Annotated in this window: 12 protein-coding genes; 9 read left to right on the top strand and 3 right to left on the bottom strand. The window is 45.9% G+C overall.

Annotation, left to right across the window (positions count from 1 at the left end):
• Positions 1–200 precede the first annotated feature (200 nt).
• From ACT6NV_RS13330 to ACT6NV_RS13305, 6 genes are all read left to right on the top strand, one after another.
• Positions 201–644: a hypothetical protein gene (locus tag ACT6NV_RS13330; protein WP_445384935.1), complete on the top strand. Its 444-nt coding sequence runs from the start codon at positions 201–203 to the stop codon at positions 642–644.
• A gap of 22 nt (positions 645–666) precedes the next feature.
• Complete coding sequence (locus ACT6NV_RS13325) at positions 667–963, top strand: hypothetical protein (protein WP_445384934.1); 297 nt, start codon at positions 667–669, stop codon at positions 961–963.
• Between the two features lie 83 nt (positions 964–1,046).
• On the top strand, positions 1,047–2,162 hold the full coding sequence (locus ACT6NV_RS13320; protein WP_445384933.1) for a pyridoxal phosphate-dependent aminotransferase: 1,116 nt from the start codon (positions 1,047–1,049) through the stop codon (positions 2,160–2,162).
• Between the two features lie 197 nt (positions 2,163–2,359).
• Positions 2,360–2,740, top strand: coding sequence for a hypothetical protein (locus ACT6NV_RS13315; RefSeq protein WP_445384932.1), 381 nt, complete (start codon positions 2,360–2,362; stop codon positions 2,738–2,740).
• Between the two features lie 163 nt (positions 2,741–2,903).
• Positions 2,904–4,667, top strand: coding sequence for a hypothetical protein (locus tag ACT6NV_RS13310; protein WP_445384931.1), 1,764 nt, complete (start codon positions 2,904–2,906; stop codon positions 4,665–4,667).
• Between the two features lie 132 nt (positions 4,668–4,799).
• Positions 4,800–7,574 carry a M16 family metallopeptidase gene (locus ACT6NV_RS13305; protein ID WP_445384930.1) on the top strand — a complete coding sequence of 925 codons (2,775 nt, stop codon included), beginning with the start codon at positions 4,800–4,802 and terminating at the stop codon, positions 7,572–7,574.
• A gap of 78 nt (positions 7,575–7,652) precedes the next feature.
• On the opposite strand, the gene ACT6NV_RS13300 is transcribed toward ACT6NV_RS13305, so the two are convergent.
• From ACT6NV_RS13300 to ACT6NV_RS13290, 3 genes are read right to left on the bottom strand one after another with little or no spacing between them, the layout of a single operon-like run.
• The gene (locus ACT6NV_RS13300) at positions 7,653–9,032 is read right to left on the bottom strand and encodes an NAD(P)(+) transhydrogenase (Re/Si-specific) subunit beta (RefSeq protein ID WP_445384929.1); all 1,380 of its coding nucleotides are present in this window, start codon (positions 9,030–9,032) and stop codon (positions 7,653–7,655) included.
• On the bottom strand, positions 9,029–9,340 hold the full coding sequence (locus ACT6NV_RS13295) for an NAD(P) transhydrogenase subunit alpha (RefSeq protein WP_445384928.1): 312 nt from the start codon (positions 9,338–9,340) through the stop codon (positions 9,029–9,031). Before ACT6NV_RS13295 ends, ACT6NV_RS13300 begins: the two co-directional genes overlap by 4 nt.
• Positions 9,341–9,351: 11 nt before the next feature.
• The gene (locus tag ACT6NV_RS13290) at positions 9,352–10,452 is read right to left on the bottom strand and encodes a Re/Si-specific NAD(P)(+) transhydrogenase subunit alpha (protein ID WP_445384927.1); all 1,101 of its coding nucleotides are present in this window, start codon (positions 10,450–10,452) and stop codon (positions 9,352–9,354) included.
• A 315-nt stretch (positions 10,453–10,767) separates the two neighbouring features.
• Here ACT6NV_RS13290 and ACT6NV_RS13285 point away from each other — a divergent pair, with 315 nt between their 5' ends.
• The 3 genes from ACT6NV_RS13285 to ACT6NV_RS13275 all read left to right on the top strand — a co-directional run bounded on the left by ACT6NV_RS13285 (position 10,768) and on the right by ACT6NV_RS13275 (position 14,050).
• The gene (locus ACT6NV_RS13285; protein WP_445384926.1) at positions 10,768–10,959 is read left to right on the top strand and encodes a hypothetical protein; all 192 of its coding nucleotides are present in this window, start codon (positions 10,768–10,770) and stop codon (positions 10,957–10,959) included.
• 305 nt (positions 10,960–11,264) lie between these two features.
• Complete coding sequence (locus ACT6NV_RS13280; RefSeq protein WP_445384925.1) at positions 11,265–12,518, top strand: MFS transporter; 1,254 nt, start codon at positions 11,265–11,267, stop codon at positions 12,516–12,518.
• A gap of 104 nt (positions 12,519–12,622) precedes the next feature.
• Positions 12,623–14,050: a M20 family peptidase gene (locus ACT6NV_RS13275; protein ID WP_445384924.1), complete on the top strand. Its 1,428-nt coding sequence runs from the start codon at positions 12,623–12,625 to the stop codon at positions 14,048–14,050.
• Positions 14,051–14,177: the final 127 nt, after the last annotated feature.

Below are 14,177 nucleotides of genomic sequence, written 5' to 3'. Positions count from 1 at the left end.
TTAAGGTGCTTTTGTAAATATAAAGGTTTCTGTAAAAGCCAAACACCCTTCTTCACAGGGTGAAAGTTGTAAAAAAGGTGCATTTCATCTAGAAAATGGTCGTTCGTCTAAAAGTGGGTGGTCATACATCGAATTTTTAAAATAATCCTCAAAACTTCCGGTTATAACTATCCCGAATCCTTTAAATCGAACCTACGACCATGACCTGCATCGAATGCAATAAAGAATTGAGTTACCTGGACCACAGGCAAGCTATGGATCTATTCAAGGTAGAATTGTGCCCTGCTCACAGAAAGCGGATGGAACAGCTGATACGCCGTAAACACAGTTCTGCTGAAGCAATAACCCTTTATTATGGCCTAATACAGGCCGGGATAAGGCCCATGCTGGCCTGGTGGGACGGCAAGAAAACCGTGGACCTCGCCATTTCAAGGGTAAAATTAAACATTGAGATAGACGCTGGTTTTGAAAATATAACCTGTGAGCAGGCATTGTACGAATTGGAACAAAAATGCTGTGATCACCAGGATGAATTTACCACAATACGCATCCCACGGGTTATTATCCGGAACAACCTGAAGGATACAATCGAAACCATTATGGGCATTACAGAAGGATTGAGAAACAATCTTAAAGTAATCTAAATCATAATAAACAAGGAAAGTTATGGAGGCAGAAATCAATTATACAGAGCGATCTTATCGCATGAGCAAATTCATCCTCATTTTACTCACTTTTGCGGCAGTGTCCATCATGATCAATCTGCAAGCTACCCTCTCAAAATTACTTTTTGGTCTTCCGATTGTAGTTTCAGGGATACTGGGTATGTTCGGCACCATTTATATTTTAAAAGGCCTGAATGAACCCCTTACCGAAAAAAAGGTCATAGCTATTACGGTTAACCTTGCCATGGTAGTTCTGATCATTGCCATTCTGATAAGCAATACCCTTTACCGTCTGTAGGACCACCCCCATTCTGGGCCACCTCTCAATTATTGGCCGAAATAAAAGGATAATTTGTATCTTTTGCCTAAAGCAAAACAGGCATGAATACAACTGATCGAAGAAACTGGCTCAAAACTATTGCCCTTGGCGGCGGTTTCACCCTGCTCGGGGGCTTACCTTCACTTGCGCAGCAATCCTATCGTCCAGGGGAAAGACCTTCAGGCCCTCTGGCCAAATTAAATTCAAACGAAAACCCTTATGGCCCTTCTGAAGCAGTCCGTGCAGCAATGCAACAGGATTTCGATCTGGGATGCCGCTATCCTTTCCAGTACATTAAGGAACTGGTAAGAATGATTGCCAAAAAAGAAGAGGTAAGCGAAGATTGCATTGTTATTACCGGGGGTTCCACTGAGGGGCTCAAAGCATGCGGTTTGGTCTATGGTTTGGGGAGGGGAGAAATTGTGGCTGCCGACCCCACCTTTCAGGCACTGCTGAGGTACGCAGAGCTCTTCGGGGCATACGTGCACCGCGTACCCCTTAATGATAAGCTGGAACACGACCTGCAAGCCATGTCGCGAAGGGTCAACAGCAAAACCCGCTTGATTTTCCTGTGTAATCCGAACAACCCATCCGGCACGCTGTTGGACCCCGGGGAATTGAAGGATTTTTGCCTTTCCATGGAAAGCAAGGCAGTAGTTTTTAGCGACGAAGCTTATTACGACTATATCAGCCAGCCAGATTATCCTTCAATGGTAAGTCTGGTGAAGGAAGGTAGAAATGTGATTGTTTCCAAGACCTTTTCCAAGGTATTCGGGTTGGCTGGTTTGCGCATAGGTTATCTGGTAGCCCGTCCGGATATAGCCAGCAGGTTGCAGGACTCTTTGATGGCGAACACCAATACCCTGGCTATTCAGGCAGCTAAAGCAGCCCTGAAAGATGCCGAATTCTACAAATTCAGTATCGCCCAAAATGAGAAAGGCAAAGAACTTATTTATAAAACCCTCAATGAACTGGGCCTTCGCTACATCCCTTCGCATACGAATTTTGTTTTCTTTGAAAGCGGCAGGCATATTTCCGAATTAATCCCACAAATGGCAGAAAAGGGCGTACAAATAGGCAGGCCCTTCCCTCCCTTGTACAATTGGGCACGAATCAGCACGGGTACCCTGGAGGAAGTTGCCGTCTTTACACAGGGCCTTAAAGCACTGTATACCTAAGCACACCTGGCTGTTGCTAAAAGGATTAATTTTTAGATATCAGTATTTTCTGAGAACTTTTATAAGTTATTTATGACATAAAATGAGCTATTTTAAATAGCCTCTGATTTATTTCAATCTTCCCGGCCATACTTTTGTAAACTTTTCGAATAAGTGCTATCTTAAGGCAACAACCGAGCCCCCAATTATAGCACAACATGCATTGGGATGTCTCACATAGTAAAGAGTTACAGGTACTACTTCTTAATTTTAAAGGGAAGCACTCCGCGGAATCCATATTTAAGGCAAGTGAAACCATTATCAGGGAATCACGCCGGCTAAAGCTGTATAAGTTACTGGTCATCGCCACAGATTTTACTACGGATTCCACTCCTACCGAAATTTTTCGACTACCCTATGAATATTACGCCAAATGGGGGCTTCATCCCTCAAGCCGGATTGCCGTATTAGAACCTGCGGATCTTAATGCCAGGCAAATAGCCAACTTCTATGAAATTTCAAGTCGAAATCTGGGATGGGAAGTAAAAGTGTTCGGAAACCGGAAGCGGGCCCTCAAATGGTTAAACGGATCGCATTAATTGACTTATGCCCGATGTGAAAATTGAATTAGCAGAACCGTCCTGGCTACCTTGATTGTTCGCTATTTCTTCTTCCTTTCCCTAAAATATTTCCTCATTATTCCTTAAATTAGGGAAACTGATCCCCTGCAATCAGGTACCGTTTCATCTATAAATCAGATATATGAATTTTAGCAAATTCTTTTCCGAGCTGAAAAGAAGGAACGTTATCAAAGCTGTGGTAGCATACCTTGCCGTTGCCTGGGTGATCCTACAGCTTGCAGACACCATCCTGCCCCTGTACGATGCCCCTGCATATGTGCAAAAGGGGCTTCTTGTCCTTCTGTTGATTGGTCTGGTATTCTGGACGGCTTTCTCCTGGATTTACGACCTGACTCCCGGGGGTATACATAAGACCACGGAAGAGGAAATCAATACGGAAACGCAGCTGCAAAACAGCAGAAGGCTCAACCAGGTAATCGTGGGCTCCATAATAACTGCTGTGCTGCTTTTGGTGATGGCGAGTTTTTGGGCCGGATCGCAATGGTCTGCTCCGGAAACGGCCGGAGGAGAAATCAGGGTAGCGGTAATCCCGCTGATCACATCGGAAAGTTCAGAAACAGCAAGCTACTATGAGGAAGGCATGACAGAATCCCTGATCGATGCCCTTTCAGAGCTCGGCGAGCTCACTGTTTTAAGCCTTACCTCTTCTAAATATCTTACTGCCGGTTTTTTACCTGAAGATTCCTTTATAAAGGAAGAGGTAGAAAACGTGGATTATTTTATTCACGGAAGCCTTCAACGGGATGAAAATGAATTGACTGTCCAATTGCAACTGCAAACCGCCCTTAACAAAGAACCGGTTTGGGAAAAAGAATATATAGAAGACATATCGAAAGTACGGCAAATGTGGAAGGGAGTTGCCACAGATCTGGCATCGGTGCTGGGAATCGGGTTGTCTGAATCCCAGAAATTGCTGAAAGCAGGGATTAAACCCGTAAAACCGGAAACCTATGAGTTGTATTTGAAAGGCAAGTATTATCTGAACCAGCCCAGGGAAGAAGATTGGAAGCGCGGGCTGGTCTATTTACAGGAAGCAGTGGATCAAAATCCGGCAGACCCCTATGCCTATGCAGGCCTGGCCGAGGGGTATATTTCGCTTGCACACAGCCTGATGCCCCCGCCCGATGCCTTCCCAAAAGCCCTTGCGGCAGCCAAGCGAGCCATACAACTGGACTCAACCAATGCAGAGGGATGGGCTGCTCTTTCCCATTACCACACCTACTTTGGTTGGGACTGGGACCTGGCAGAATACGCATTCAACAGGGCTAATAAGCTCAACCCCAATATGGCCTATAACCATTACCACCGTGCCTGGTACCTCGCCCTTTTTGGGCGTATGAAAGAAGCCATAGCCGAACATAAAAGGGCACAGGAAATAGACCCATTTTCATCCATGCATACCTCCTGGCTGGCAGAGTTATATCGTATGGACGGTCAATTTGAAAAGGCCCTGCAAGAACTGGATAAGGCCGAGCAGATGATGGATGACAATGCCCTTAGCATGTATGTTAGGGCTAACACATATTTAGATATGGGGCGGGAAGAAGAAGCCCTGCAGGTAATGCGGGAAGCTGCGAGGATCAATTCGGGTTATAGGTATTTTGGCTTAGGTGAAATCTTATTCAAAACCGGCCATCGGGAGGAAGGAATGGCCATAATCAAAGATCTGGAAAACAAAGAGCCTACGCCTTACTTTTCACTTTGTCTGGCGCAACTTTTTTTTAGTGCAGGAGATATCGAAAAGGGTTTTGAAAGCTTACAATTTGCAAAGGGGCATGCCTTTTATCCCTGGATCCGGGTTTTGGTACGGGACGAAGCTGTTCGCAGTGACCCGCGATATGCCGAACTAATAAAAGAAATGGGGCTTCCCCCGGCAACCTCATAAGTTATAACGAGGTTCAAAAGCAAATAAATTCCCTCTTTTTTCCTCTCCCTGTTTGAAATTAGATAGGGATAATAGATTCACTATTAAATCGTACCTTCAATACTTATTAAATAACAGAACAATAATATGAAAATGAAACAAATACTTTTGGGCCTTCTGATGGTGTGCACCACCTCAGTTTGGGCACAGAATTTTGAATTCAAGGCCGGTGACATTGACATTTCTTACGAAAAATTCACACTCCCGAACGGCCTGACCCTGTTGGTGCATGAAGACCACAAGGCACCTATTGCAGCCGTAAACGTCTGGTATCATGTGGGATCAAAGAACGAAAAACCAGGTAAAAGCGGTTTTGCACATTTGTTTGAACACCTGATGTTCAATGGAAGTGAAAATTTTAATGACGACTATTTTCAGGCCCTGGAACGCATTGGGGGGACTGACCTTAACGGTACTACCAATTCAGACCGCACAAACTATTTCCAGAACGTGCCGGTTTCGGCTCTGGATCAGGTGCTTTTTCTGGAATCGGACCGTATGGGCCACCTTTTGGGGGCCATAGACCAGGCAAAGCTGGATGAGCAAAGAGGCGTTGTGCAGAATGAAAAGCGGCAAGGTGAGAATCAACCCTATGGCATGCAATACGACTACCTTACCAAAGCCATGTTCCCTAAGGGGCACCCGTATTCCTGGACGGTTATAGGTGAAATGGAAGATCTGAATGCAGCTTCCCTCGAAGACGTACAGGAATGGTTTAAATCTTATTACGGCCCGGCCAATGCCGTACTCGCCGTAGCCGGAGATATTGAACCACAGGAAATATACCAGAAAGTACTCAACTATTTTGGAGATATTCCTTCAGGGCCCACTATTGAAAGGCAGGAAATCAATAACCCGGTCCACAGGGAAGACACTTATCAGGTGTACCAGGATCGCATCCCCGAAACACGCATTCTTTTTGCATGGACCAGTCCTCCTCTGGGTGAGCGGGAAGACCTGCATATGGATCTGCTGGCATCCATTCTTTCTAATGGAAAGAATTCGCGTTTGTACAAGCGGCTGGTATACGAAGACCAGATCGCAAGCTCGGCCGTGGCTTTCCAGTATTCCAGAGAGCTTGCCGGTAATTTTATCAGCTATGCAAATGTGAAACCCGGAGGGGATGAAGAAAAAGTAAAGCAGGTCCTCCTTTCAGAAATCATGAAACTGGTAAAGGAAGGGCCAACAGAGGCAGAACTCAAACGAGTCAAAGCCGACTACTTTGCAGATTTTATCAAAGGTATGGAACGTATTGGCGGATTTGGAGGGGTTTCGGACATCCTCGCTTCCAATGAAACCTATTTTGGGGACGCTTCCTTTTACAAAACCCAGCTAAAATATATTGAAGAAGCTACCGCTGAAGATTTAATGGCCACTGCGCAGAAATGGCTGAACAATGGGAAACATACCCTCATCGCGAGGCCTTTTCCAAACTATTCAACCACCCCTTCAACGGTAGACCGCAGTACACTGCCGCCACTTGGAGCTCCAAAAACTTCTAAGTTTCCGGAAGTTCAGCGCACCCAACTTTCCAATGGCCTGGAAGTAGTGCTGGCGCAGCGTGTAGGAGTACCTACCCTGGTAATGAACCTGATGGTGGATGCAGGCTATAAAACGGATCACCTGGCGAGCCCCGGAACAGCATCCCTTGCGATGAACCTGATGGATGAAGGGACGAAAAATATGAGTTCCCTTGAAATTAACGAGAGGCTGCAACTGATCGGGGCGAGAATATCCACCTCCTCAGATCAGGATGTTTCCAGTGTGTATATGAATACGCTTAAACCCAGCCTGAAGGCCAGTCTGGAGTTGTTTGCGGAAATTGTAATGAACCCCTCCTTTCCGCAAAGCGAATTCGAACGACTGCAGCAGGAGCAGATCAATGCCATTAAAAGTGAGAAATCCCAGCCAATAGCAATGGCACTGCGCGTTATGAACCGCTACTTGTATGGCAACGGACATCCGTATAGCAACCCATATACCGGTACAGGCTATGAAGAAACCGTTGCGGCACTCAGCCGGGAAGATATTGTCTCCTTCTACGATAAATGGATAAAACCCAATAATGCAACCCTGGTAGTCACCGGGGATGTAAGCATGCCTGAACTCAAAAAAGAACTTGAAAGGGTGCTGGGGAAATGGAAAAGTGGCAAGGTGCCTGAAATTACCTTCACCAGCCCTAAATCGCCAACGAAAAACACACTCTATCTGATGGATCGGCCGGAATCTCAGCAATCGGTTATCATTGCCGGGCACCTTACCGAAAAGTATGGCGATGTTTCCGAAATTGCCCTGGAACAAATGGTCAACATACTGGGAGGGGCCTTTACTTCCCGTATTAATATGAACCTCAGAGAAGACAAGCATTGGGCCTATGGTGCTGGTGGCTTTGTTTTGGGAGCCAAGCAAGAGCGGCCATTTATTCTTTACGCCCCGGTTCAGACCGATAAAACTGCTGAATCTGTTAGTGAACTCCGCAGGGAAATTGCTGAATTTACCAGTACCCGTCCTGCTACGGAGGAGGAACTGGAAAAAGTAAAGAACAATCAGATTTTGCAGCTTCCCGGACAATGGGAAACCAATAGTTCTGTAAATAGCTCCCTTGGTAATATTGTCCGCTATGGACTGTCTGATGACTACTATAAAAGCTACGACCAAAATGTGCGAAACCTGAATGTACAGGACATTCGCAGTGTCAGCCAAAAAGTAGTAAAGCCGGGTGAGGTAAATTGGTTTATGGTGGGCGACCGGGCGAAGATTGCCGCTAAACTGGACGAGCTGGGCTTTGATGAAATAATTGAGATCGATGCTGATGGCAATCCGGTTAACCCGGTCATCAAGGATACTCCTGCAGACCTGAAGAATTAACCCGTTATCGGATACAAATAACTAAAGCCCGGCCAGTAAGCCGGGCTTTTAATTTGAAAAGCAGAATTACTATAAACCCTACATCCTTTTCAGGGCTTCCACTATATCAGATATAGCTTTTTTGGCATCCCCGAAAAGCATGGATGTTTTGGTATTGTAGAACAGCTCATTGTCAATACCGGCATACCCGAAACTCATACTCCTTTTATTCACAATTATTTGCCGGGCGTTTTCAACCTCCAGAATGGGCATCCCGTAAATAGGACTATTCGGATTCTTAAGAGCCGCCGGGTTCACTACATCGTTCGCCCCAACCACAAAAACCACATCGGTATGTGCGAATTGCGGATTGATATCAGACATTTCCTTAAGAAGTGCATAATCCACGTTGCTCTCTGCAAGCAGTACATTCATATGACCGGGCATACGACCGGCCACCGGGTGAATTGCATAACTTACATGTACCCCCCGGCTGGTCAGGACTTCTTCCATTTCATGAATAATGTGCTGGGCCTGAGCAACAGCCAGGCCATAGCCGGGAACGATAACCACGTTATTGGCATAATTGAGTAAAATAGCACAATCCTCTGCTGTTGTTTTTTTTACGGTTCCTGTATTCGCGGAAGAATCCGTTTCAATATCGTCTCCTCCAAATGACCCGAAAATTACCGCGCCAAGGGTACGGTTCATTGCCCGGCACATGGCTATTGTAAGGATGATTCCTGCAGAACCCACCAGAATACCGCCAATCAGCATAACGGTATTGTCGTATAAGACCCCGGTGATAGCTGCAGCAATACCAGTAAGTGAATTGAGCAGGGAAATGACAACCGGCATGTCTGCGCCTCCTATAGGTAAAACAAAAAGTACTCCATATAGCAAGCTGCCCGCCAGCAAGCCGTAGACAATCACAGGGTTCTGCCATCCGCCTGCAACCATCAGAACGGCCAGGATAATAAGAAAAAGGAACAAGATGTTGTTGAGCAGTTGCTGTCCCGGAAGTCTGATCAGGCTGCGGATGGTCCCGTCGAGTTTTCCCCAGGCCACAATACTTCCCGAAAAGGTAAGCGACCCAATCATTATTCCCGAAAGTACCGTTGCCTGTTCCACGGGGTCGGCAGATATCTCTTTGAATGCCACCAACCCGATGAGGGCTGCACTGGCTCCTCCAAAACCATTGAAGAGGGAGACCAGTTCTGGCATTTTTGTCATTTTCACCTTTATGGCCATGCCTGCTCCCAGCAGGGCACCCAGCAAAATAGCAGCTCCGATAAGCAAGTATATTTTAGGAGCAACCTGATAATCATGAAGGACCAGGGTTCCCATAATTGCCAGGGCCATTCCAATAGCAGCTATCCTGTTTCCCCTTTTGGCTGTTGCGGGATGGCCTAATTCCTTGAGCCCGACTATAAATGTAATCGTGGCAATCAGGTATATAATACTTAGTATTCCGTTCATTTGTCCTTCTTTTTAAACATTTCCAGCATCCTGCCGGTAACCGCAAATCCACCCACTACGTTAAGGATCCCCAGGACCACCGCCACAAAACCCAAACCCAGCGAAAGGTAATCCTCCGGGTCAGCCTGAAGCATAATCAGCAGCGCGCCCACCACTACTACCCCACTCAGGGCATTTGCTCCGGACATCAAGGGGGTGTGCAGCACAGCCGGGATATGTTTTATAACCTCCACTCCCACAAATATGGCCAGGATGAGGACGTAAATGCTATCGAGGTTAAGTCTGATAAATTCGTTTAAAACTTCCATACGATCTGCTTTTAATCAATGAGGATTTCCCCGTCTCGCACAATCAGTGTTTCCCGGGTAATATCATCTTCCATATCCCAATGGAACTTGTTTCCACTGGTTAAATGGAGGATGAAGTTTAATATATTTTTGGCATACAGGTCGCTGGCGTGAGTGGATACACTTTCAGGGGCAATGGTGGTTCCCACGATGGTTACCCCCTTATATATTGTAGTCTTGTGCCTTTTACTCAATTCGCAATTCCCGCCCTGATCCGCGGCCAGATCGATAAGTACTGCCCCGTTTTTCATTTTTTTCACCTGTTCCCGTGTGATAAGTAAAGGTGCCTTTTTCCCCGGCACACTGGCCGTGGTTATCACCAGGTCTGCTGCAAACAAAGAATCGTTGACAGCCTTTTTCTGCTTCTCGGCAAAATCCTGCGTTGCTTCCCGGGCATAGCCATCCCCGGAGATTTGCCTGCCATTTTCCACCAATATGAATTGCGCCCCCAGGGATTCGGCCTGTTCTTTCGTTTCCGGTCGGATATCCGTGGCAGTCACAAGGGCGCCCAGGCGCTTGGCCGTTGCTATTGCCTGTAAGCCAGCAACTCCTACCCCATAAATTAAAACCCTGGCGGGTTTAATGGTGCCGGCTGCAGTCATCATCAGGGGCATGATTCGTTTCATTAAAAAAGCTCCCAGAATTACCGCCTTATATCCGGCTAAATTACTCTGGGAGCTTAAGACATCCATTTCCTGAGCCCTCGAAATTCTGGGCATGGCATCCATAGAGAATGCCGACACGCCCAGGTCTGACATTTCAAGGATTAAATCATTATGGGTTCGGTGAAAAAGCTGGGCAATCAAAACCTGGCCTTTACGAACCAGTTTGAGGTCTTCCCTGTCAAAAGGATTTATCTTTACCAAGACATCTGCCTCTTTAAAGACCACGCCCCTTTTTTCCACCTGGGCCCCGATCTCGCGGTAATACGAATTTTTAAAGGAGGATTTCACTCCAGCCCCTTCCTCAACAATCACTTCAAAGCCCTTGCTGATCAATTGGCTTGCAATCCTTGGAGAGATGCTTACCCTCTTATCTCCCTTCTGGGTTTCCTTAAGTATACCTATTTTCATTTAGCCAGTGATTTAAATTCAGTTACCGGAGCATGTCTGATTTGGATATCAACCCATTTTTCCTTTGATAAACCTAGTCAATCCCCTGCAGAAAGTTTATGAGAAATATCATAGTAATTTAGCCTTAAAACTTGCGGTTTTAGACCATAAGAACTCCGAACCCACACCGCTATGGATTAAATCAGTAACTTGTATAGAATTCAGATCAACGGGATTATATAAAGTATCTGGTTGGTTGTGTCAAAAAATAATACGAACAAGGGGCAGGTATCGGAATCAGACTCCTTGAATACCTGTTTCGTAAAAAATTTTATTATGGGAATCTTTTGGGACCTGTTGCAGCAGGAGGAACTGGATAAGCAAGAAAAAAATGCGAAAAATCTCGAAGAACGGGTGAGCTATTTGGAAAAAGAACTCGTTGCAACCCGAGCCTTACTTAAAAAAACCCTGGTCGCCCTGGAAACCCATCTGTCAAAAGATATCGATGGGGATGGAAAAACAGGCTGATATTTCCAAAAGATTTAATTTTTTAGCTGATGGATGCCATCAACATCGTTACCCTGATTGCCATTATCCTCTTTGCCAGACTGGGGGTACGACTCATTATTCAGTATCGAAAATCGAGAAAGAACAAAAATGGCCAGGAATAAACGCAGAATGGCCGAAACAGGCGGTACATGGTATATTGCTACTTTAATAAACCTTTTAAAACCTGCCCGTTCCAATTGTACCTTATAAAAACAATTCACGAGAATTGCCTGTAAAACCTCAAAATTATCTTTCCTTTTCCAAATACATTAAATCTTTCCTGAATGCCCAACGGTAAAGCACCCTGGTACTATTTATTGTTATTGATCCTTGCCGGAGAATCGGTATTTATTCTTCCCTTTGTAATCCCAAGGGTTTTTCGGCCCACGGTGTTACAGGCCTTTAATCTCAACAATGTAGAATTGGGGCTGTGCTTTTCGGTTTACGGGGCTGTTGCTCTTTTATCCTATCCTTTGGGAGGCCCGCTGGCTGATAAATATCCCCCCAGAAAGCTTATTGCATTTGCTTTATGGGCCACCGCCCTTGGAGGGTTATTATTTGCGACATTCCCAGGGTTTACCACCCTGCGGTTGCTTTACGGATACTGGGGATTTACCACTATTTTCCTCTTCTGGGCTCCCATGATCAAAGCTACAAGGGTCTGGGGAGGTACAGCCTCCCAGGGAAAAGCATTCGGCTTTTTGGATGGGGGTCGCGGCCTAGTAGGGGCTTTGTTCGGGGCCCTGGGGGTCCTGGTCTTTTCCTGGTTTTTACCTGTTGACGTTTCCCGGGCCACGCAAGATCAAAGTCAGGATGCTTTTCGCTATGTTATCCTGGCGTCTTCGGGAATTGTTTCGGTAGCTGGCCTCCTGGTCTGGCTTTGGATGAAACTGGATCAAAAGATTGAAAAAGTGATCGTCCTTGACCGTATTAGTCTGACTCAGGTACGCGAGGTTTTGCGACAGCCGGCTGTCTGGCTGCTTATGGTCATCATCCTCTGTGCCTATGTGGGCTATAAAATAACGGATGTCTTCTCGCTATACGCCCAGGACATAATGTTGTACGACCAGGTGCAAGCGGCCCAGCTGGGCACTTTTCTTTTATTTATAAGACCTGTAGTTGGGGTACTGATAGGAACCCTTGCAGACCGCGGTCGGATAACGTTCTGGCTCTTCTGCAGTTCCATTATTGCCACTATTGGAGCCCTTTTATTTGCAACAGGATTAATAAATGCGAATACCACCCTTTTATTTTTCGTGTCCACATTAATTGTTGCAACCGGGGTCTATGCTGCCAGGGCCCTTTATTTTGGGGTAATGCAAAGCGGGAAAATCCCTTTGGTGTTAACGGGAACGGCTGTCGGAATAATTTCCCTTGTAGGCTTTACCCCGGATATTTTTGCCGGACCTGCCATGGGATATTTCCTGGATAGATCCCCGGTAGCAGCAGGGCATCAGCAGGTATTCTGGATGCTTGCCGGCTTTTCAATTTGCGGGAGCATTGCCGCATATAGCTACCACCGCCGGTATGGAAAATAAATAGCTTTCCCGGCTTCGGGGTACTTATATTACCCCATTCCTTAACCGATATTAGCAAAACTGTTTATCTTGCCGGCACCAAAACCAACTAATCCTTCATCCTCATGAAAAAAACACTGTATTTGCTGCTTGGCCTCATTGTTGTGCTCGCGGCAGTCCTGATTTTCAATACCCTGACATTGAAGTCACGGCAATTGGAACCGGAACCTTTGCCAGAAATAGAAATTCCCGGGCAGGTATACCAAAACCTTTCCAGGGCGGTTCAGTTTCGAACCGTTTCCTTCAGCGAGGAAAGTGTGCCGGATTCTGCCGCATTTAATGGATTCCACGCGTTTCTGAGCCAAACCTTTCCCTTACTGCATCAAAACCTGCAATTAGAAAGAATAAATGAATACAGCCTGCTCTATACCTGGGAAGGGGCTCAGCCGGATAAAAAACCTATCATTCTAATGTCGCATCAGGATGTAGTGCCCGTAGACCAGCCCACTATTGATAAATGGGAAGCAGGGCCATTTGAAGGAAAAATAACAGATTCGCACATTATTGGCAGGGGTACCATGGATGACAAAAGCACGCTGATGGCCGTGATGGAAAGTGTGGAGATGTTGTTGCAGGAGGGGTTTGCCCCTTCACAAACCATCTACCTGGCATTCGGGCATGATGAAGAAGTTGGCGGTAAAAACGGTGCAGCGCAGATTGCAGCCTATTTGAAAAATAAGGGCATAAGGGCAGCCATGACCCTGGATGAGGGTGGTTTCCTTGCAGAAAAAATGGTGCCTGGTATTGAGCCGCCTGTAGCAATGGTAAACCTGGCTGAAAAAGGTTTTGCATCTTTCAGGCTCGTCGTTGAGACCAATGGAGGACACAGCTCCAGGCCACCGCGTGAAAATACTATAGGCATGCTGGCACAGGCCATTGTAGACCTTGAGAATAACCAATTACCTTATAAATTGGTAAAACCAGTAGATTACCAATTGGAATATATGGGGGCCGAACTCCCCTTTTTCAAACGGATGGCCTTTGCCAACCCCTGGTTGTTTAAGTCACCAATCCTTAAAGCCCTGAATTCACATACCACTACCGCTCCAACTATAATCGGAGGGGGTGTAAAAAACAATGTAATTCCGACTACTGCGGAGGCCACTATTAACTTCAGGATACTGCCAGGGGAAAGCATTGAAACGGTCAGGCAGCATATTGAGGCGACCATCAGTGATAAAATCAGGGTGGAAACGGTCGGTTTTCTAACGAACCCCTCCCCTGTTTCGGGTATTGAGTCGGATGCCTACGGCATTCTGGAACAAACCATTCGATCTGTTTTCCCAAATTCGATAGTGGTTCCGGGACTGGTGGGCGGAGGAACGGATGCGCGTTATTTCTACGATATCTCCGAAGACGTGTATCGTTTTTACCCCATTCGTATAGGTCCTGACAGTATGAAACGATTTCATGGTATTGATGAAAAGATCAGTAAGGAAAATTACAGGGAAATTATACTGTTTACCTATCATCTAATTCGAAAATTTCAATAAATCGCTATCCGGTGTATATAGGCGACTTAAAAAGAAAACTTGAATGATTTAGTTCAACTCTTGCTATTTTTAGATTTCTTTAACTTATCTTAGAATTATATTCCCCCAAAGAATAGCATACAGCTCG

The organism is Robiginitalea insularis (assembly GCF_052497835.1).
The sequence above is the reverse complement of the archived record's forward strand: the minus strand, read 5'-3'. Positions and strand labels throughout refer to the sequence as shown.

What these genes read in the sequence shown, in the direction of transcription:
- ACT6NV_RS13330 (WP_445384935.1), top strand. Translation starts at nt 201, where the DNA reads ATGACCTGCATCGAATGCAATAAAGAATTGAGTTACCTGGACCACAGG.
- ACT6NV_RS13325 (WP_445384934.1), top strand. Translation starts at nt 667, where the DNA reads ATGGAGGCAGAAATCAATTATACAGAGCGATCTTATCGCATGAGCAAA.
- ACT6NV_RS13320 (WP_445384933.1), top strand. Translation starts at nt 1,047, where the DNA reads ATGAATACAACTGATCGAAGAAACTGGCTCAAAACTATTGCCCTTGGC.
- ACT6NV_RS13315 (WP_445384932.1), top strand. Translation starts at nt 2,360, where the DNA reads ATGCATTGGGATGTCTCACATAGTAAAGAGTTACAGGTACTACTTCTT.
- ACT6NV_RS13310 (WP_445384931.1), top strand. Translation starts at nt 2,904, where the DNA reads ATGAATTTTAGCAAATTCTTTTCCGAGCTGAAAAGAAGGAACGTTATC.
- ACT6NV_RS13305 (WP_445384930.1), top strand. Translation starts at nt 4,800, where the DNA reads ATGAAACAAATACTTTTGGGCCTTCTGATGGTGTGCACCACCTCAGTT.
- ACT6NV_RS13300 (WP_445384929.1), bottom strand. Translation starts at nt 9,032, where the DNA reads ATGAACGGAATACTAAGTATTATATACCTGATTGCCACGATTACATTT.
- ACT6NV_RS13295 (WP_445384928.1), bottom strand. Translation starts at nt 9,340, where the DNA reads ATGGAAGTTTTAAACGAATTTATCAGACTTAACCTCGATAGCATTTAC.
- ACT6NV_RS13290 (WP_445384927.1), bottom strand. Translation starts at nt 10,452, where the DNA reads ATGAAAATAGGTATACTTAAGGAAACCCAGAAGGGAGATAAGAGGGTA.
- ACT6NV_RS13285 (WP_445384926.1), top strand. Translation starts at nt 10,768, where the DNA reads ATGGGAATCTTTTGGGACCTGTTGCAGCAGGAGGAACTGGATAAGCAA.
- ACT6NV_RS13280 (WP_445384925.1), top strand. Translation starts at nt 11,265, where the DNA reads ATGCCCAACGGTAAAGCACCCTGGTACTATTTATTGTTATTGATCCTT.
- ACT6NV_RS13275 (WP_445384924.1), top strand. Translation starts at nt 12,623, where the DNA reads ATGAAAAAAACACTGTATTTGCTGCTTGGCCTCATTGTTGTGCTCGCG.